10 protein-coding genes (1 of these 10 only partly in view) are annotated in these 18920 nt (G+C 68.3%); 1 reads left to right on the forward strand and 9 read right to left on the reverse strand.

What is annotated here, in order from left to right:
* From JI746_RS16815 to JI746_RS16835, 5 genes are all read right to left on the reverse strand, one after another.
* Positions 1–504: the 5' portion of an alpha/beta hydrolase family protein gene (locus JI746_RS16815; protein ID WP_201691106.1), read on the reverse strand. The gene continues 174 nt to the left of window position 1, outside the view; 504 of the gene's 678 nt are visible here — the first part of the coding sequence; it begins with the start codon at positions 502–504; its stop codon lies beyond the left edge, outside the window.
* Between the two features lie 23 nt (positions 505–527).
* The gene (locus JI746_RS16820) at positions 528–761 is read right to left on the reverse strand and encodes a hypothetical protein (protein WP_201691108.1); all 234 of its coding nucleotides are present in this window, start codon (positions 759–761) and stop codon (positions 528–530) included.
* Between the two features lie 5 nt (positions 762–766).
* Positions 767–997 (reverse strand): DUF2630 family protein, encoded by a 231-nt coding sequence (locus tag JI746_RS16825; protein WP_201691110.1) that lies wholly within the window; start codon positions 995–997, stop codon positions 767–769.
* A 40-nt stretch (positions 998–1037) separates the two neighbouring features.
* A complete protein-coding gene (locus JI746_RS16830) occupies positions 1038–1373 on the reverse strand; it encodes a hypothetical protein (RefSeq protein ID WP_236599910.1) in 336 nt (111 codons plus the stop codon).
* Between the two features lie 101 nt (positions 1374–1474).
* Entirely contained in the window at positions 1475–1987 is a 513-nt protein-coding gene (locus tag JI746_RS16835; RefSeq protein ID WP_201691114.1) for a hypothetical protein, read from the reverse strand.
* Positions 1988–2337: 350 nt separating this feature from the next.
* On the opposite strand from JI746_RS16835, the gene JI746_RS16840 reads away from it, so the two are divergent.
* Entirely contained in the window at positions 2338–3663 is a 1326-nt protein-coding gene (locus JI746_RS16840) for a class I SAM-dependent methyltransferase (protein ID WP_201691115.1), read from the forward strand.
* 6 nt (positions 3664–3669) lie between these two features.
* Here JI746_RS16840 and JI746_RS16845 read toward each other — a convergent pair whose 3' ends face one another.
* The 4 genes from JI746_RS16845 to JI746_RS16860 form a co-directional block, all read right to left on the reverse strand.
* Positions 3670–5004 (reverse strand): HlyD family type I secretion periplasmic adaptor subunit, encoded by a 1335-nt coding sequence (locus JI746_RS16845; protein WP_201691117.1) that lies wholly within the window; start codon positions 5002–5004, stop codon positions 3670–3672.
* 25 nt (positions 5005–5029) lie between these two features.
* Positions 5030–6709, reverse strand: a complete 1680-nt coding sequence (locus JI746_RS16850; RefSeq protein ID WP_201691119.1) for a type I secretion system permease/ATPase — start codon at positions 6707–6709, stop codon at positions 5030–5032.
* A gap of 43 nt (positions 6710–6752) precedes the next feature.
* A complete protein-coding gene (locus JI746_RS16855; RefSeq protein WP_201691121.1) occupies positions 6753–7073 on the reverse strand; it encodes a hypothetical protein in 321 nt (106 codons plus the stop codon).
* A gap of 76 nt (positions 7074–7149) precedes the next feature.
* Positions 7150–18357, reverse strand: coding sequence for a peroxidase family protein (locus JI746_RS16860; RefSeq protein ID WP_201691123.1), 11208 nt, complete (start codon positions 18355–18357; stop codon positions 7150–7152).
* Positions 18358–18920 lie beyond the last annotated feature (563 nt).

The following is an 18920-nucleotide window of genomic DNA, read 5'->3' on the forward strand; positions in this document are numbered from 1 at the left end:
CAGGTCGAGGTCCGCCAGCGCATCGCGTGTCCCTTGCACGAACAGCATCGGCAATTCCACTTCGGCCAGGTGCTGCGCCCGCTGGGTGGAAGGCTTGCCTGCGGGATGCAGCGGAAAGCCGAAGAACACCAGCCCGCGCACGCCGGGCAGCGGCGCGAGCGCCTGCGCCTGCGACGTCATGCGTGCACCGAACGATTTCCCTCCTGCGAACAGCGGCCAGCCCGGCCAGCGCCGGCCCGCCTCTGCGACCGCGGCACGCACCGCCGCCTGCGCCGCGGCCGGTGGATCGGTCCGCTTCGATCCCTGCTCCATGAAGGGGAACTGGAAGCGGAGCACGGCGACGCCGCGCGCGGCGAGACCCTCCGCGATCGCCGCCATGAAGGCATGCCGCATGCCGGCCCCGGCGCCGTGTGCAAGCACCAGCGCCGCCTGCGCGCCGGCCTCCGCGTCGATCAGGGCGGAAACTTCACCGGAGGGCAGCTGCAGCGCGAACGCATCGCTCATGGATTCGCCGGCGCCAGGCTGCCCTAGTGCTGCTCCGCCCAGGTGCCGCCCGGCCGCCGCACGTACACGTGCCGCCCGGGATGGTCCGGCGTCGGGATGCTGAGCACCTGCGCGTGTTCATCGTCGCAGACGACCTGCGGCAGGGCGCCGGCCATGCTGGGATTCGAATAGCGCTGCAGCACCTTGCTGCGCTGCGCAGGGTCCGCGCTCTTGAGCGCGCCCCAGAGGGCATCGAGCTGGTCCGGAGAATGGTGCATGCGGCTCAGCCGATGTAGCCCTCCACCGTGCCGGGGTCGCGCGGCGTCGCGGCCTCGGGGTCCTCGCCGTATTCGCGCTTGGCACGCCGCTGCCGCAGCAGGTCCCAGCACTGGTCGAGTTCCACTTCCAGCTGCTTGAGGCGTTGCGCGCTCTCCTGCGCGGCGCCGCCGGAACGCAGCGCGTGCTCTTCGTCGATCAGGGATGAGATGTGCGCGAGGATGGTCTGGTCGCTCATGGCAGGCTCTCCTTGGTGGGGCTGCCATCCTATCGCCGCTTCAGCGGCAGTGATAGCTGCGCACGCGGGCCACTGCGCCGTACAGCACCGAGAAGGTGTCGACGCAGCCGGTGCCCGCGTCGCGCGGGTACAGGAGCAGGAAGCCGGGCGGATTGCCGCCGCCGGGGATGTCGAGCACCTGCCGCGGCGGGCCCCAGCGGGCTATCAGTTCGCGCACCGGGTGGTTCTGCCATTGCGCGTTGATCTGCGCCTCGCGCGCCGCGCGGCTGGCGTTCAAGGGCGGGGGCGCGTCCGCCCGGCGCGGCTGCATGGTGCAACCCAGGGCCAGCAGCGCCAATGCACCCGCAGCGGCGATGCGCCCGCGACCGTTCCCCACCTGCAGCTCCGATCTAGTTGTGGACTGCATCGTGGAGCGGCCGTGCGCAGCGGTGTTGACCGCGCGCAAGCTTCCGCCGGGTGCGCACTACGCCCCGAAGCTCAGGACTTGTGCGGTGCCGGCGCCGCCGCCGCCTTCTGCTGCGCCTGGCGCTGTTCATGGGCCTCGCGCCGGAGCGCGTTGAGCTCCTGGACCTTCTCCACCTTCGCGAGCCGGATGGCGGCCTCGCGGTCGTGCTTCGCCTTGGCGATGCAGCTATCGTGGGCGCGATCCTTCAAGGCTTCGCAGCGCTCCTTCGCGATGGCGAAATCGACGTCGGCGCGCGCGAACTTGGCCATCTTCTCCGCCTCCGGGCCCGGCTTGTACTGCGTCTCGAGCTGCGCCTTGGCCATCTTTTCCCAGCCCTTGGCCCGCACCTCGCAGACATCCCTGGCGTTGCCCTTGAAGCGGCCGCAGGCCTTGCGCTGCGCCTTGCCCTGCGCCTCGATGCGGTGCTGCGCCGCCTTGTACGCATCCTTGTTCATGGCGGTCTCGGCGCTGTAGACCACGCCGCCGGCTCCCACACCCAGGACCAGGGCGAGGCCGATCAGATACTTCTTGCGCGTTGAGGACATGCAGCCATGGTGCCCGGCACGCAGGCCCTGATCAGCAGGCGAGGGCTGCTGATCGCTGTAGTCGAGCGACCGACAGGGGCGTCAGCCTCAGCAGAAGATCAGGGCCAGCCAGGCGGGATCATCGAGCACGTTGAGGATGACGAAGGCGCCGAGCCGGTAGCCCCAGTACTGCGCGCTGGCGAAAAACTCCTCGATCTCCACGGCGCGAGTGTAGCGGCGGCTGGGCCGCGGTGCCCGGATCGTGCCTCGTGCGCGTGCACCGGCCCTTTCTCATCGACGCGGCCCTTGCCTGAGTTGCGCGCTGCATGCCCACGAGCGGTACAGCGTCGACACGCCGCTAAACTGCGCCGATGGCGGATAACCCCAAAGTCCGGGCGATGTACGAGGCCCTTCCGTTCCCGGCCCGCGATCCCGTCAAGGAAAACCCGGGCAGCCTTCCGCTCTCGCGCACCGACATCCTGGCCAAGGTGAACCACCATGGCTTCGGTGGCCGGCGCGACCTGACCCGCGACTTCCGCGTCCTGGTGGCGGGAGGCGGCACCGGCGACTCGGCGATCTTCCTGGCGGCGCAGTTGCGCGATACCGATGCCGAGATCGTCTGCCTGGACTTGAGCGCGAACAGCCTGGAGCTCGCGCGCCGCCGGGCGGCGCTGCGGGGGCTGGAAGACCGCGTGCGCTGGGTGCATGGCTCCCTGCTCGACGCGCCCCGCCTGGGCCTGGGCCGCTTCGACTACGTGAGCTGCCTGGGCGTGCTGCACCACCTGCCGGACCCCGAAGCCGGCCTGCGCGCGCTAGCGGAAGTGCTGGACGACGACGGCGCCATGGGACTGATGGTGTACGGCCGCTATGGCCGGACCGACATCTACGCGATGCAGGACCTGATGCGGCTGGTCGATCCGGGCGAAGCGGACCTGCCGACGCAGCTGGCCGACCTGAAGGCCTGCATGCGCGCCCTGCCGCCGGCGCACCTGCTGATGCGCGGGCGCAGCCGCGAGCAGCTCGAAGCGCAGCTGGCCGACGACGCGAACCTGGCGGACACCTTCCTGCATGCGCAGGATCGCGCCTATACGGTGCCGGAGCTGCATCGCTTCGTGGAGCAGGCGGGGCTGGCGATCGTCAACTTCACCAACTTCGCGCGCACGCTGCGCCTGGAGTACGAGCCCGAAAGCTACCTGGGCGGCCAGGCGCTCGCAGCCCGGCTCGCAGCGCGCACTCCGAAGGAGCGTCACGGCATCGGCGAACTGCTGCACGGCCACATGTACGTGCACGGCTTCTATGCCGCCCGGCCCGGCCGGACGCCGGCGAGCTTCCTCGATCCCGACATGGTGCCCTTCTTCCTGAGCGTGGCGGGCGAGGAGGCGGCGCGGCAGCTCGCAGAGCGGCGCGTGGCCACGGTGAAGCTGTCCTCGCAGCTGCGGCTGGAGCTCGCGCCCAGCCCTGCGGGCCTGGCGTGCCTCGCCCGCATCGACGGGGCACGGCCCCTGTCCGACATCTGGAGCGAGGTCGCCGGCGCGCTGGCGCTCGCGGTCGACGACGTGGCGGCCGCTGCGGCCGCCGACCTCGATCGCTTCAATGCGCTGAACTGGGTGGCGCTGCGGCACCGGGCCTTGCCGGCGCCGCCCATGCTCGCCTGGCCGTTCCGGGGCGACGCTGCTGCGCTCGTCCCGGTGGCCTGAGGACGTTCAGAGCTGGCGGGCCGAGCGCCGCAGCGTGGTCATCACCGGCTCGGCGATGTACTGCAGCGTGGTCTGCTGCGTGCCCTGGATGTAGACCTCCGCGGACATGCCCGCCTGCAGCTTGAAGTCGCCGAGCGAGGCGAGCGACTGCGAGTCGGCCACGATCGATGCGGTGTAGTAGGGCTCGCCGGTCTGGCGATCGGTCAGGCGGTCGGCCGAGACATACGCCACCTTGCCTTCCACCATCGTGGCATTGCGGTAGCGCAGCGCCGTGAACTTCAGGCGCGCCTGCTGTCCCTGGTGGACGTTGGCGATGTCCTCCGGCCGCACGCGCGCTTCGACCATCAGCTGCGTGTCGCTGGGCACGATGTCCGCGATCGGGTCGCCGGCGCGGACCACCGCGCCCGGCGAGGCGACCTTCAGGTCGATGATCTCGCCGCTGACCGGAGCCACGACGACCTGCCGCTTGGCGGCGTCCTCGGACTTGCGCAGTTCCTGCTCCACTTCGCTCAGGCGCTGCGTGGTCTGCTTCAGCTGGTCGCTGGCGGACTTGACGTACTCGTTGCGCAGCGACTCGATGCGCATGTCGAGGTCGGCCAGGCGCTGGTCGGCGCGCGCGAGTTCGCTGCGCCGTTCTTCCAGCTTGGCACCATAGTCGATCACCACCGCTTCCAGCTGCGCGATGCGGCTTGCCGAGATGAAGCCTTCGCCGATCAGGCGGCGGTTGGATTCGAGGTCGCTGCGCTGCAGTTCCAGGGACTTCTGTCCCTGCGCGATCTGCGCCCGGATCGCGACCATCTCCTGCTCCACGCGCTCGCGCTGCGCGCGCAGCAGCGTGGTGCCGCTGGTGAGCGCGTGCCGCTGGGCGCGGAACAGTCCCGACTCCTTCTGCAGTGCCTGTTCGATGCGCGCATCCTGGCGCGCCTCCTGGAGCAGTTCCTTGGGGAAGGTCAACGTGGGGGCCACCGCATGTTCCGCCTCCAGGCGTGCCAGCGCGGCCCGTTCCACGAGCACGCGGTAGTCGAGCCGGTTGCGTTCCGCGTCCACGCGCACGTCGCCGAGCACCAGGACCGGGTCGCCCGCGTTGACGTGCTGGCCGTCCCGCACCAGCAACTCGGCGACCACGCCGCCTTCGAGGTGCTGCACCTGGCGCCGGTTGAGGTCGACCTTCACGACGGCCGGCGCGACGACCGCCATCGACAGCGGCGCCAGCCCCATCCACAGGCCGATGGGCAGCAAGCCGCCGAAGACGATCCACGTGCCCGCCCGCACCAGGCGGCGGGCGTACTTCTCACTGGTGCTCGGGCCGGCCGCGGCCGGTGAAAGGGTGGCGGTGTTCATGGTTTCTCTCCTCCTCGTTGCGCGCTCACGCAGCCTTGCGATCCACCAGGGCCTGGGCCTGCCGCTGCATGTCCTTCATCACTTCCGCGGCGGGGCCGAACTGCTGGATGCGGCCGGCCGCCAGCAGCATGATCTTGTCGACGTGCGCGATCAGCGAGGGACGGTGGGTCACCACCACCGTCGTCACGCCGGCCTTGCGCAATCCCGCCATGGCCTGCGCGAGGGCGGCCTCGCCGGCGCCGTCCAGGTTCGAATTGGGTTCGTCCAGCACCACCAGCTGCGGGTTGCCGTAGATCGCGCGGGCCAGCGCCACGCGCTGGCGCTGGCCGGGCGAAAGGCGGGCGCCGTGGTCGCCGACCGGCGTGTCGTAGCCCTGCGGCAGGGTGAGGATCATCTCGTGCGCGTTGGCGCGCGTGGCGGCTTCCACCACCGCCTTCGCATCGACCTTGTCGAGGCGGGCGATGTTCTCGGCCACGGTGCCGTCGAACAGTTCCACGTCCTGCGGCACGTAGCCGATGTGCGGGCCGAGCTCCTCGCGCTTCCAGTGCGAGAGGTCCGCCCCGTCCAACCGCACGTGCCCGGAGTTGGGCGCCCACACGCCCGTGAGCAGCCGCGCGAGCGTCGACTTGCCGGCCGCGCTCGGGCCGAGGATGGCCAGCGCTTCTCCGGGCGCGATCTGGAACGTGATGTTGGAGAGCACCGGGGTCTCCACACCGGCGGGCCGGAACGCCACGTTCTCGGCGGACAGGCGGCCTTCCGGACGGGGCAGCGTCAGGCGCGGCTCGTCGCGCGCGAAGTCCTGCGACAGTTCGACCAGCCGCCGGTAGGCGGCGCGCGCCTCGATCAGCACGCGCCAGCTGCCCACGAGCTGTTCGACCGGCTGCAGCGCCTTGCCCAGCAGGATGCTGGTCGCGATCATGATGCCGGCCGAGGCCTGCTGCGTGAGCACCAGCCAGGCGCCCAGGGCCAGCATGAGGATCTGGATCGCCTGGCGGGCGAACTTGGTCAGGGCCGTGAAGGCCACCGTGCTGCGGCCGACGCTGATCTGCGTGGCGGCGATGCGGTTCTGCAGCGTGCGCCAGCGCGCCAGCAGGCGGTGCGTCATGCCCAGCGCCTGCAGGATTTCGGCGTTGCGCAGCGAATTCTCGACGTACTGCGAGGCGCGGCGGCCTTCCTTCTGCAGGTCCTCCAGCGCGCGGCGGCTCATGCGGTCGTTCAGCCACGCCAGGATCACCATGACGGACGTGGACAGGACGGCACCCATGCCGAGGTAGGGGTGAAACATCCAGATCACCGCGACGTAGACGACCACCCAGGGCGCGTCGAACAGCGCGATCAGGGCGTTCGCGGAAAACATGGTGCGCAGGGCCGCGACGTCGCGGATGCCGTCCATGCGCGTGCCGGGGGCGCGGGCCGAGCGTTCCACGATGGCGTGGACGACCGGCGGCGACAGGTGTTCATCCAGCAGGTTGCCCAGCAGGCTCTGCACCCGGGTGCGGACGTAATCCAGCAGCAGCAGGATGCCGAGGGCGACGCCTGTCCCGAGCATCAGCACCAGCAGGGTGTCGCGGCTGTTGGTCGAGATGACCCGGTCGAAGACCTGCAGCGAGAAGAAGGCTGGTACGAGGAACAGCAGGTTGATGACGAAGGAAAACACCGCGATGCCGACCAGCAGCGGGCGTAGCAGGGACCAAAGGGATTTCACGAAAGTTCTCCTCCGTCTTCAGGTTTTGCGGTCGGGATGCCGATCACTGCATCGGAGTGCCGGAGGCTGCGGTACCGGCTGCGGCCGCCTCCAGCGCCTTGACGCGGCGGCGCAGGTGTTCGACGGCGATCAGCTGCTCGCCATAGGTGCGCGTGAGCTGCTTGGTGATGTCCACCAGGCCCTTGATCGCCAGGTCCAGTTCGTCCTTCTTGGCGCTCACGTGCTGCATCCGCTGCATCACCAGGGCGGCAACCTCGCGCGGGTCGCTGACCGTGCGCATGGGCTTCTGGGTTTCGGCGCCGGGCCCCGGCTGCGCCGCCGCCGGGGGCTGGGGGCTCTCCATGGATTTCAACTGCTCGTTCATGGCTACTTCTCCTTCAGGGGTGGTGGTGGTTGCTGCTTCCCCCGCGGGCCGGGACCCGCGGGGAGGCAGCCTGGGTTCAGGACAGGATGAAATCGGACTGGTTCACGACGTTGGTACCGACACCGGTGACGCCCAGCATCTCGATGGAACCGCCGGCGACGGATACCAGCGTGTCGAGGATCCCGTCGGCGTTGAGGTCGCCGATGGAGATCCCGACCGAGGCGCCGAAGTTCGCCGCCGTGATGCCGAGTCCGCTCAGGTCCAGAAGGTCCTGGCCGCCGACGGCATTGGCGTCGAAGCCGGTGATGCGATCGGTGCCGAAGCCGGGCTGGAAGACGAAGACGTCGTTGCCGGCACCGCCGTCCAGGGTGTCGTTGCCGGCTCCGCCGTTCAGCCTGTCATCGCCGGCGCCGCCGGAGAGGGCGTTGGCACCGGCGTTGCCCGTCAGCACGTCGTTGCCGCTGCCACCGGTGACGTTCTCGATGCCGCTGATCGACGTGAAGCCCGAAGCGGTCCCGGCAGCGACATTCACCGCGACGGCCGCCGTGGTGCCGGCATACGTCAGCGTGTCGGTGCCGCCCTGCATGTTGGCCGTCACGGACTCGATATTGGCCAGGGTGCCGTTGCTGACCCCGGTGAGGGCGGTACCCGAGAACAAGACCCGCAGCACCTCGTTGGCAGCCGTGCCCGTCACCGCCAGCGTATCGCTCCCGGCGCCGCCGTCCACGGTGTCGGCCCCCTGGTTGGCGGTGTGCACGATGGTGTCGTTGCCGGCTCCACCATCGATGGTGTCGTTGCCCAGCCCGCCGTCGAGGGTGTCGTTGCCATCGCCGCCCAGCAGCGTGTCGTTGCCGGCGTTCCCGCCCAGCGTGTCGTTGCCGGCCAACCCGGACAGCAGGTCGTTGCCGGAACCGCCGGCGATCACGTTGGCGACGGTATTGCCCGTGCCGCTGAAGTCGCCGGTACCGATGAAGGTGAGGTTCTCCAGGTTGGTCCCCAGCGTGTAGCTCGCCAGGGTGGTGCGCACTTCGTCCGTTCCCGCGGCGCCGGTTTCCACCACCGTGTCGGTCACGTCATGCACGACGTAGACGTCGCTGCCGCTGCCGCCGTTGAGCACGTTGGCCACGCCGGCCATGCCACCCAGGAAGTCGTTGCCGCTGCCGGTGGTGACGTTCTCGATGCCTGCCACGGAGGTGAAACCCGAAGCGGTGCCGGTTGCCAGGTTGACGTTGATGGCCTCCGTCGCCCCTACGTACATCAGCGTGTCGGTGCCGCCCTGCAGGTTGGCGGTCACGGCCTCGACGTTCACCACGGAGCCGCCGCCGAGATCGGTCAGCGTGCCAGCGGAGATCACGACCCGCAGGATCTCGTTCGAAGCGCTGCCGGTCACGTTGACCGTATCCACGCCCGAACCGCCGTCGACGCTGTCGATGCCCTGGTTGACGGAGCGCAGGATGGTGTCGTTGCCGGCACCGGCATCGATGGTGTCGTTGCCGAGGCCGCCGTCGATGGTGTCGTCGCCCGCGCCGCCCATCAGCGTGTCGTTGCCGGCATTCCCCAGCAGCGTGTCGTTGCCGTCACCGCCCGTGAGGGTGTCGTCGCCGGCGCCACCGTCCAGCACGTCGTTCCCGGTGCCGCCGGTGATCACGTTGGCCGCAGCATTGCCGGTGCCTGTGAAGTTGCCCGCTCCCACGAAGGTCAGGTTTTCGACGTTGACGTTGCCGATCGTGTAGGCGTTGGCCATCGAGCGGACCGTGTCGAGGCCACCCCCGGCGGCTTCGGACACCACGTCCGACGTGTCGTGCACCACGAAGGTGTCGTCGCCGGCACCGCCGATGAGCATGTTCGTCACGCCGGCCGCTCCGACCAGCAAGTCGTTGCCGCTGCCGGCCGTCACGTTCTCGATGCCCACGATGGACGCGAAGCCCGAGGCGGTCCCCGCACCGAGGTCGACAGTGATGTCATTGGAGGTGCCGGCATAGCTCAGGGTGTCCACGCCGCCGCCCAGGTTGGCGGTCACGATTTCGACGTCGGACAAGCTGCCGCCGCCGACCGTCGACAGCCCGCCGGTGCCGAGGGTCACCGCCAGCGTATTCGCAGACGCCGTGCCGGAGATCACCAGGGTGTCCGTGCCGCTGCCACCATTCACGGTGTCGACGCCCTCACCGGCCGTGTAGTTGATCGTGTCGTTGCCGGCTCCCGCGTTGATCAGGTCATTGCCCGGGCCGCCGTCCAGGAGGTCGTCGGCGTCCAAGCCGCTCACGATGTCGTTGCCGCCGCCGGCGCTCATGTTGTCCTGGCCGTTGGTGCCGATGACCGATTGCGAAGCGTCATTCGGTGCCACCAAGTCACCCGTGACGATCGTCCCCTGCGACGTCACCGTGTTCGCATTCCCGCCCTCATCGGTGTACGTCGCCACCACGCGCAATTGCCGGTTCACCTGGCCCTGCGTGGGTGTGAAGCTGGAGCCCGTCGCGCCGGAGATGTTGGTGAAGGCGCCGCCGCCGCCCAGTTCGCTTTGCTGCCACTGGTAGTGGAACACCACGCCCGCGAGGCCGTCCGCGTCCGTGATCTGGTTGACCACGGTCAGCGTGGAGCCTTCGGTCGGCGTCACGTCGGACACGGCGAGCATGCCGCCAGGCGCCCCGTCGAACACGGGGGCGGTCGGGGCCAGGTAGAGCGTCTCCAGCACGCCATTGGCGTCCTGGTACGACGCCTTCACCCGCAGTGCCAGGCCGGCCTCGTTGATGCTCGGCGTGAAGGTCGGGCCGGTGATGATGATGTCACCCGCCGGCGTGATCGCGCTGATGTCCACGAAGACGCCGGAGCCCGGGGCTGTTTCCGACTGCCACGTATAGGAGACGTTCTTCACGGCACCCGTGGGATTGGTGGCGCTCACGTTGTCCAGGTCCGTCACGCCGGCGGCCGAAACCGTCAGCAGCTGGCCGATCCTGGGCGTCGTGTCGTTGATGCTCAGCGCGCCATCGGGGGCGTTCTCGAACCCGGCGATGTCCACCGCCATGTCGGCGAATTGCACCCGCTCGATATTGGTCAGCCGGTCGATGCCGTCGATGCCCACGCCCACCACGTTGCCGGCGCCGTCCAGGATGTTGTGCGTGACGGTGGTCACGCCGTTGGCGTCGGTGTCGATCGAGTACTCGGCGAAGTTGCCCCGGTACACCGCCGTGTCGAAGTTCGGATCGGTGCCGGCCATGATCTCCCGCACGATCGTCAGCTGGCCGGGGTTGATCTCGCCGGAGAAGATCCGCGACTCCAGTTCCAGCATCGTGTTCGACCGGAACAGTTCGGGGCCCGTGCCGTCCCTGTTGGTCCGCACGCTGATCTGCACGTTCAGCCAGCGGTCGCCGTCGATCAGGTCGTTGCCGCCGCGGCCTTCCAGCAGGTCGCTGCCTTCGCCGCCGAGGATGATGTTGCCGCCGTCGAACTGGTCGTCGAGCGTGCCGGCCACGCCGTCCGCGCCATTGCCCTCGGCGCCGACGAAGTCGCGCAGGCCGTGGATCAGGTCGAAGTTCCGCAGCACGCTGCCGGTGAAGCCGGAGACCAGGATGCTCGTCGAGTTCACGTCGTCGCCGATCAGGATGTCCGAGAAGGCCGAGCCGGACATGCCTTCGACGAACATGAAGCGGGCGCCGGTGTTCGGGACCACGTCGACGGGTGCCGTCGGGTTGAACACCCGCAGGTTCATGTCGGCCGCTGCGCCCAGGGTCGGATGCCGGAAGCTGGCCCAGTCGAAGCCGGAGGCGCCGAGGTAGCGGTCCACCGAGCCGCCGTTGCCGATCATGATGTCGTCGCCGCCCTCGCCGAACATGCGGTCGCCGACGATGTCGCCGAAGAACACGTCGTTGCCGAGCACGGCGTCGAGGCCGCGGGCGTCGAAGTTGTCGCCGGCTGCACCGTCCATCATGCCGAACTCGAGCCAGTCGTCGCCCTCGTTGCCGAACAGCATCTCGGTTGCGGGGGAGCCCGAGATGAAGTCGTTGCCGCCGCCGGCGAAGCCCTCGGAGGCGTCCTGGCCGGTGACGATGTAGTCGGCGCCAAAGCCACCCAGGATCAGCACGAGCCCGTTGCCGCCGTGGATGGCGTCGTTGCCGTCGCCACCCTGGAAGTTGTCGTCGCCCCCGCCGGTGTTGGTGATGATGTCGTCGCCGGCCTCGCCGAAGACGATGTCGTTGCCGTCACCGCCGTCGAGCCGGTCGTCGCCCCCGTCGCCGTGCAGCGTGTCGTCTCCGATGCTCCCGATCAGCGTGTCGTTGCCCGTCGTGCCGCCCAGGACGACATGCTCCTCGCCGGTGTACTGCAGGTAGTGCGTATCGGGGCCGACGGTGTTCGGGTCGTCGCGGATCACGTCACCGAGCGGATCCGCGCGGCCGGCCGGGTTGGCGCTGCCGTCGGCATTCAGGCCGGTGAGCTGCTTCGACGCATCCACTTCCAGCGTGTACGCCATGTCCGAGAACACGAAGCCGGGCAGGTGGATGGCATCGGTGTTGGCGCTGATCAGCTTCTGGAACGAGTTCTGTTCGAGCTCGGTCCGCATGTTCAGGCCCGCGGTGCGCTCCAGGTAATAGAAGCGGTCGCCGGCCTGCAGGGCCTCCAGCTGGGTCTCGAAGACGAAGGTGAAGGTGGAGCCGAGCAGGCCGCCGAACTGCGTCTGCTTCTCCGCCAGGCCACCGATCCAGAGGTCGATGTCGTTCACGCCCGTGGTCGCGGCCGGCCCGTTCATGAATGCAAGGCGGTCCGCAGGCACGCCGGTCGTATCGTCGGCCGTGCCCGCGATGCCGTCGAGGCCGTTCGCGCCGTACACCAGGGCGTACGCGGCGCCACGCTTGGCGGCCAGCGTCGTCGCGCTGGTGAGAGAGGCATGCTTGCCGTACGCGGCGACGAAGTTCACCAGCGATTCGTGATGCTTCAGGTTCAGTCCGAGGTCGGCCCAGCTCTCGTAGGGCTTGAGCACGGAATCGCCGGTCATGTCGAAGAACTGCTTGCGCGCTTCGTTCAGCGATGGCACGCCGGCGTCACGGCCGCGGGCGATGTTGAGCGCCGGCAGGTCGAGCGGCAGCCCCAGCAGGTTGCTGCGCAGCGCCTCGGTGACGAATTCGTCGATCTCGTTGCCGGTTTCACGGGTCAGGCCGCGCACGATGGCGCCGGCCGACTGCGCATCGGTGCCACCGCTGGCGGAGAACTCGAGCGGGTTCAGGAAGGCAGCGATCAGTCCGAGCTGCGGATCCCCGTTGATCGTGTTCATGTTCGGATCGAAACGATCCACCGTCTCGGTCAGCATCGAGTGACCGAAGCGGTACACCACGTGGGCGAACTCGGCGACGATCGCCGGGTCGATGGAGGCGTCGTAGCCCTGGCCTTCAGTGAGGAAGACGTCGATGTTCGGCTCCACCCGGCGGGCGAATTCCTCGAACACGAGGTGCTGGTACTGCATCTCGGTGCCGAAGCGCGCCGCCTGGAACAGGCGCTCGCCGTCCCATGCGAGGGCGTCGATGGCCGCCATCCTGGCTGCAGCGCCGAGGCCGTTGATCGCGTCGACCTGCGCCTGGGTGATGTCGTTCGCCAGCCATTGGCTCACGAACGCGGCGTCGTTGGAAGCGAACGTGACGTCCTTGATGTGCTCGACCAGCCGGTTGTGTTCCGCATGGAAGATGAAGTGCACGGTCGTCAGGCCGATGTTCTCGTTGCCGCGGCCGTCGCCGGTGACGAAGTGCTTGTCCAGCAGTTCGTTGTCGTACTGGCCGGCGGCGAGCGGGCCGCCGACCACGCTGTTCGCGTCGGCGGTCAGGACCTGGCCCGTGTCGGAGACCGGGGCGGCATCGTGCGCGATGTCCACCAGGAAGGCATGGCCCGTGCGCCCGGCGAGGATCGGGGTGTTGGTGACCGGGTCGATCCCGAGGTTGTGGATGTCGAGGCCGCCGGCGACACCTTCGACCAGGCCGTGGTTGGTCACGAGCTGGGCGAAGCCGTGCGCGCCAGGGATGAACTTGCCGTACGGGTCGGTCGCCAGCATCGGCGCGTCCAGCGCGTCCATGTCCGTCAGCTTGATGCCGAGGAACTGCGCGGCCTGTGCCTTGACCTCGGCCCAGTTGCCGATGCCGCCTTCGGCGCCATCGAGCAGGTTCCCGGTCGCGACGGTGTGGCCGGAGGCGTCGAACTTGTATTCGCGCAGGAACACCTGGTGCGACGGATGCGAGGTGTAGGTCTGGTTCTGGTCGACGAAGGGCGTCGTCTCGTTGTTGTGGAAGTGGACGTCGTCGGCGGTGCCCAGCACGTGGTCGTCACCGGCCTGCACCAGCGTGTTCGTCGCCCGCGACAGGATCATGAAGCGCTGGTTCACCGGCAGGTCGTCGCCCGTGCCGAGGATGCCGTCGGCGCCCTTGATCAGCGGGTCATCCGCCTGCAGCGGGATGAAGACGGCGCTCGAGCTCTTGTCAACCAGGTCCAGGCCGTGGTCGAAGAACTGGCCGAAGAACGTGAACCAGGCGTTGAACGGCGAGCTGAGGCCTGCGTCCGGCGTCACGTTGGGGATCAGGAACACCGGACGGTCATCGGCCGTGCCGAAGATGCCGTCCATGCCCGGGCTCATGACCGGCGACGAGCCGCCGGCGGCGGCCACCGCGGCGGCATTGCCGGGCGTCTGGTCGGCGATCAGGTTGGAGATGATCCGCGGGTCGGCGTCCACCACGCTCTGGACCAGGGGAACGCCGTTGGCGTCGAGGACCACGTTGCCGTTGGCGTCCCTCACGACCGCCGCATAGTTGTTGTTGCTCACGCCGAAGAAGCTGGGATCGTCGCCCTCGTTGCGGAACACCTGGTCCAGCATCAGCGGGAAGTCCTGGTCCGCGGCGCCGAAGGTGATCTTGCCGGCGTTGAGGTTGTTGAACGAGCCGTCCACGGTCCGCAAGCCGTAGGGCAGGCGCGTGTTCTGGATCATCGAGGCGAGGTCCTGCGACGGCGTGCCGTAGGCGCCCGAATGCGCTTCCGCGATCTTGATCTGGTCCAGGATGAACTCGAGATCGTCGCGGATCATGTGCAGGCCGTTGCTCGGATTCGCGACCTCGCTTTCGACCGGGCGCGGCGTGACGGGCGCGGTCGCGATCGTGCCGCTCACCGCCGCCGTGGGCGCCGAGTACACGTTCTCCAGCACCCCGTGGTCATCCTGGTAGATGCCGCGCACGCGCAGGACGAGTCCGTTGAGGTCCGACGTCACCTTGAAGGTCGGACCGGCGATCAGGGTCGGCTGGTTGCCGAACGGGATCACGATGTCCTCGAAGATGCCGCTGCCGGCGAGCCGCTCGACCTGCCACAGGTAGGTGATGGGCCGCCCGTGGACGATGCCACCGGCGTTGTCGGCGTCGGTGATGCCCAGGTCGGAGACGGTGAGCACCTGGTTCACTGCGGGTGCGACGCCTGGCGTGGCGCTTTCGATCGTCAGCTGCCCCACGGCCTCGGCGTTGAGGCCTTCCACCAGGACGACGGCCTGGTCGGCGAACTGCACGCGCTCGATGTTCTTCAGCGTGTCGATGCCGTCGGCACCGACAGTGACGCCGCCATCGATCGAATGCGCCACCGTCGTACTGCCGTCGGCGTTGTGCGTGATGGTGTAGTCTTCGCGCTTGCCCCAGTACATGGCGGTGTCGAAGGCCGGCGCGGCCGTCAGGATCTCGCGCACGATCTGCAGCTGGCCGGGGTTGATCGCGCCGGACAGCATGTCCGGTACGAGGTCCTTCATGCTGTTGACGCTGCGGATTTCCGCGCCGCTCCCGTCGGCGTGCTCGCGCACGCTGATGCGCACGTTCAGCCAGCGGTCGCCGTCGAGGAGGTCGTCATCCTGCCGCCCGTCGAGGATGTCGCTGCCGCCGCCGCCGAGGAGGATGTCGCCGGAACTGAAGCTGGTGACCCCCTCGCCGAGCAGCGCCTGCATGCCTTCGTACAGGGAAGGGTTGGTCATCTTGCCGAACAGCACCTCGGCGGCGCCGGTCGGGACGACGTCCAGCTTGGTGCCGTGCAGGATGTCGGAGAAGGCGGAGCCGGACAGGCCTTCGACCTGGAAGAACTTGTCCAGGATGCCCTGGTTGGAGCCCGCGACCGGCGGCTCCAGGATCGGATTGAGGGCCAGGTCCGCGGTAACGCCCTCCGTATCGTTGGCGTAGCTGCCCCAGTCGAAGCCGCCGCCGCCGGTGAAGCGGTCCTCGCCATCGGACATCACCATGATGTCGTCGCCGCCTTCGCCCTCGCCCTCGTCGAAGCCGCCGCCCGTGATGAACACGTCGTGGCCGATGATGGTGCCCAGGCCCAGCGGGTCGAAGTTGTCGCCGCCGGCGCCGTCCTGCGTGCCGATCTCGATCCAGTCGTCGCCTTCACCGCCCAGCGTGGGCAGGTTCAGCGGGGAGCCCAGGATGAAGTCGTTGCCCTGGCTGCCGAAGGTGGTGCTGACGTCGTCGCCGGTGATGATGAAGTCGCTGCCATCGCCTCCGATGATGATGTTGAGACCCTTGCCGCCGCTGATCACGTCGTTGCCGGCGTTGCCGTGGAGGACGTCGTCGCCGCCGATGTCGGTGATGATGTCGTCGCCGGCGCCGCCTTCGATCGTGTCGTTGCCGTCGCCGCCCTCGAGCCGGTCGTTGCCGCCGTCGCCCCACAGGGTGTCGTCGCCGATGCTGGCGATCAGCGTGTCGTTGCCTTCGGTGCCGCCGAGGACGACGTGGTCCTCCCCGGTGTAGCGCACGTAGTGGGCATCCGGGCCGGGGGTCGACGGGTCATCCCGGATCACCAGCGGGATCGAAGCGGTGCCGCCCTCGGTCGGGTCGGCGCGGCCGTCGGCGCCGAGGCCGGTGTGCTGGCGGGTCCGATCTGCTTCCAGCGTCCAGGCCGGCAACGAGAAGACGTCGAACGGCAAGTGCGTCGCGTCCGTGTTCTGCATGATCAGCTGGGCGAACGTGTTGTTCTCCAGCTCGGTGCCGAAGTTCAGGCCGGCGGTGCGCGACAGGTAGTAGAAGCGGTCGCCGTTCTGCAGGTTCTCCAGCTGCAGTTCGAACACGAAGTTGAAGGTCGAGCCGAGCAGGCCGCCGAAGGGCATCTGCTCTTCCGCCAGACCGCCGATCCACAGGTCGATGTCGTCGACGCCGGTGGTCGTCACGCCGGCCGGGGTGTTGGCGTAGATGCCCCTGCTGTTCAGGAAGTCCAGGCGGTCGTTTTCGTCCGCGGTGAAGGTCCGGTTCGTGTTGGTGACGGCGTCGTGGATGACGGCGCTGCCGCCCAGCACGAGGGCGGTGGCGATGGCCCGGCGTTCCTCCACCGTGTCCACATCCGCTTCGTGCAGCGCGGCATGGGTGCCGTAGGCCGCGATGAAGTTGATGACCGAAGCTTCGTGCTTCAGGTGCTGCGTCAGGTCGACCCAGCTGATGTACGGGGCCAGCTTGCTCTCGCTCGTCATCTCGAAGAAGCCGCGGCGCGCCTCGTTCAGGGTCGGCACGCCGGTCTCGCGGCCGCGGGCGATGTTGATCGCGGCCAGGTCCAGCGGCAGCCCGAGCAGCGAATTGCGCACGGCGTCGGTGACGAATTCGTCGATCTCGTTGCCGGCCTGGCGCGTCATGCCGCGCACGACGGCGCCGGCGGCCTCTTCGGGCGTCAGTGCGCCGCCGTCATTGAAGGCGACCGGATTGAGGAAGGCCTCGATCAGCGACATGTCGCTGGAGTTGAAGTTCGGGTCGAATCGGTCCACCGATTCCGTGAGCATCGTGTGACCCACGCGGTACACGGCATGCGCGAACTCGGAAAAGATCGCCGGATTGATGTTGACGTTGTAGCCGTCCGGGATGAAAAACTCGTTGATGTTCGGCTGCACGCGGCGGGCGAACTCCTCGAACACCAGGTGCTGGTACTGCATTTCGGTGGCGAAGCGGGCGGCCTGGAACAGGCGTTCGCCGTTCCAGGAGCCATCGGGCAGTTGCCAGGTGTCGATGAAGGTTTCGTCGCCGGTGCCCAGGATCGTGGCCTTGATGGCGTCGATCTGGCGATTGTGTTCCGAGTGGAACACGTGGTGCACGGTGGTCAGCGCGATGTTCTCGTTGCCGCGGCCGTCGCCGGTGATGAAGTGCCGGTCCAGCAGTTCGTCGTCGTAGGTCCCGGCTGGCTGCGGGCCGGCGGCGGGGTCGTTGATGACGTTGTCGTTGTCGGCGACCAGCTGCTGGCCGATGTCCGACACCGGGGAGGCGGAGTGCGCGATGTCGTTCAGGAAGGCATGGCCGGTGCGCAGGCCCAGGCTGCCGTCGATCGTATTGCCGGCATTGGCGGAGACCGTCACCGGCGGCGGGCCGGCCTGGGTCACCACCTGCGGGAAGCCGTTGGGTCCGGGAACGAACTTTCCGTACGGGTCCGTGACCAGCAGCGGCAGGTCGAGGACGTCGCGATCGTCGAGGTCGATGTGCAGCAGGTCGTGCGCCTGGGCCTTCACGTCGGCCCAGGTGGGGAGGCCGCCGTCGGCGCCATTGAGCAGGTTGCCGGTGGCGACCGGGCGGCCGCTGCCATCGAGCACGTACTCGCGCAGGAAGACCTGGTGCGAGGCGTGCGAGGTGTAGGTCTGGTTCTGGTCGACGAAGGGCGTCGTCGCGTTCACGGGGTGTCCGTCGGCGTCCAGCGTGGCGCGCGAGAGCACCATGAAGTTGGTCGGGCTGCCGGCCACGAACAGCGGGTCGTCCGCCTGCAGCGGCATGATCACGAACTCGGTGGCGGTCTTGTTCACCAGGTCGAGGCCGTGGTCGAAGAACTGGCCGAAGAAGGTGAACCAGGAGTTGTAGGAGGCGGACAGGCCCTCGTCAGGCGCGATGTTGGGGATCGTCAGCAGCGTGCCGGGCGGGATCACGTGGCCGTCGAGATCCAGCAGGACGCCGCCTGCGCCTATCGTGCCCTGGCCCGCCTGCACGAACGCCTGGACGGCAGCCGGGTTGCTGCTGGTCATGTCGGCGATCAGGTTGCTGATGATGCGGGGTTCCGGATCCACCAGCGACGGCGGGAGTTGCGGCGGGTTGTTGTTGGCCGGCCGCGGGTTCTGCGGGATCAGGTCGAGGAAGGGCTGGTCCGCGGCGCCGAAGTTCTCATGGCCGGGCACGAGGTTGTTGAACGATCCGTCCACCGTCCTCAGGCCGATCGGCAAGAACGCGGTCGGAACGAGCGTCCTCAGGTCCGCGCCCGCCGCGTGGGCTTCGGCAACCTGGATCTGCTGGAGGATGAATTCCAGATCACCACGGTTCAAATTGGCCATTTCGCTTCTCCTCGCTAGAAAAGGGACCGACGGGCGCGCTTCCTGCGGGCAAAGCCCCTCCGCGCCCGCCACTGGGGCAGGTATGCAGTTGCTGGTCGACCGGACCAGCGACGGATGGGAATGGGAGCGTCCTCAGGGGACGCGCCGGTCAGCGCACCGGTGGTCGCTGTGGCATGGGTTTGGTGCGGCCGGCAAGCGCGAACGCGGCGGCCCGGCCATAGACTGGGCCGCATGGATGGGCGAAGCCGTGGCCGCATTGCGTCCCGGCTCGGCAGCCGATGCCGCCGCCGGGCGCGCGGGCCCGGCATTCAGAAAACACAGCCCGTCCTGAAGGCTTATGCATGGGGCACTCCTCGGACAGCCAAGCTGGCTGCCTCCTCAACTCGCCACCAATCGGTCGAACTCTCCCTCCGGCGTTTTTGTTTGCTTTGCCGAAGCGTTCGAATGTGTTACTTCGTTAACCTCATCGAAACAGGGTTGTAGGTCGAAATGAGTTTCACTGCTAACTCATGACACACTTAGTTACAGTGGTCGCGTTGTGAGAAACTGCCCAGGTTGCGTGA

This window comes from Ramlibacter alkalitolerans, assembly GCF_016722765.1.
Taxonomy (GTDB): Bacteria; Pseudomonadota; Gammaproteobacteria; order Burkholderiales; family Burkholderiaceae_C; genus Ramlibacter; species Ramlibacter alkalitolerans.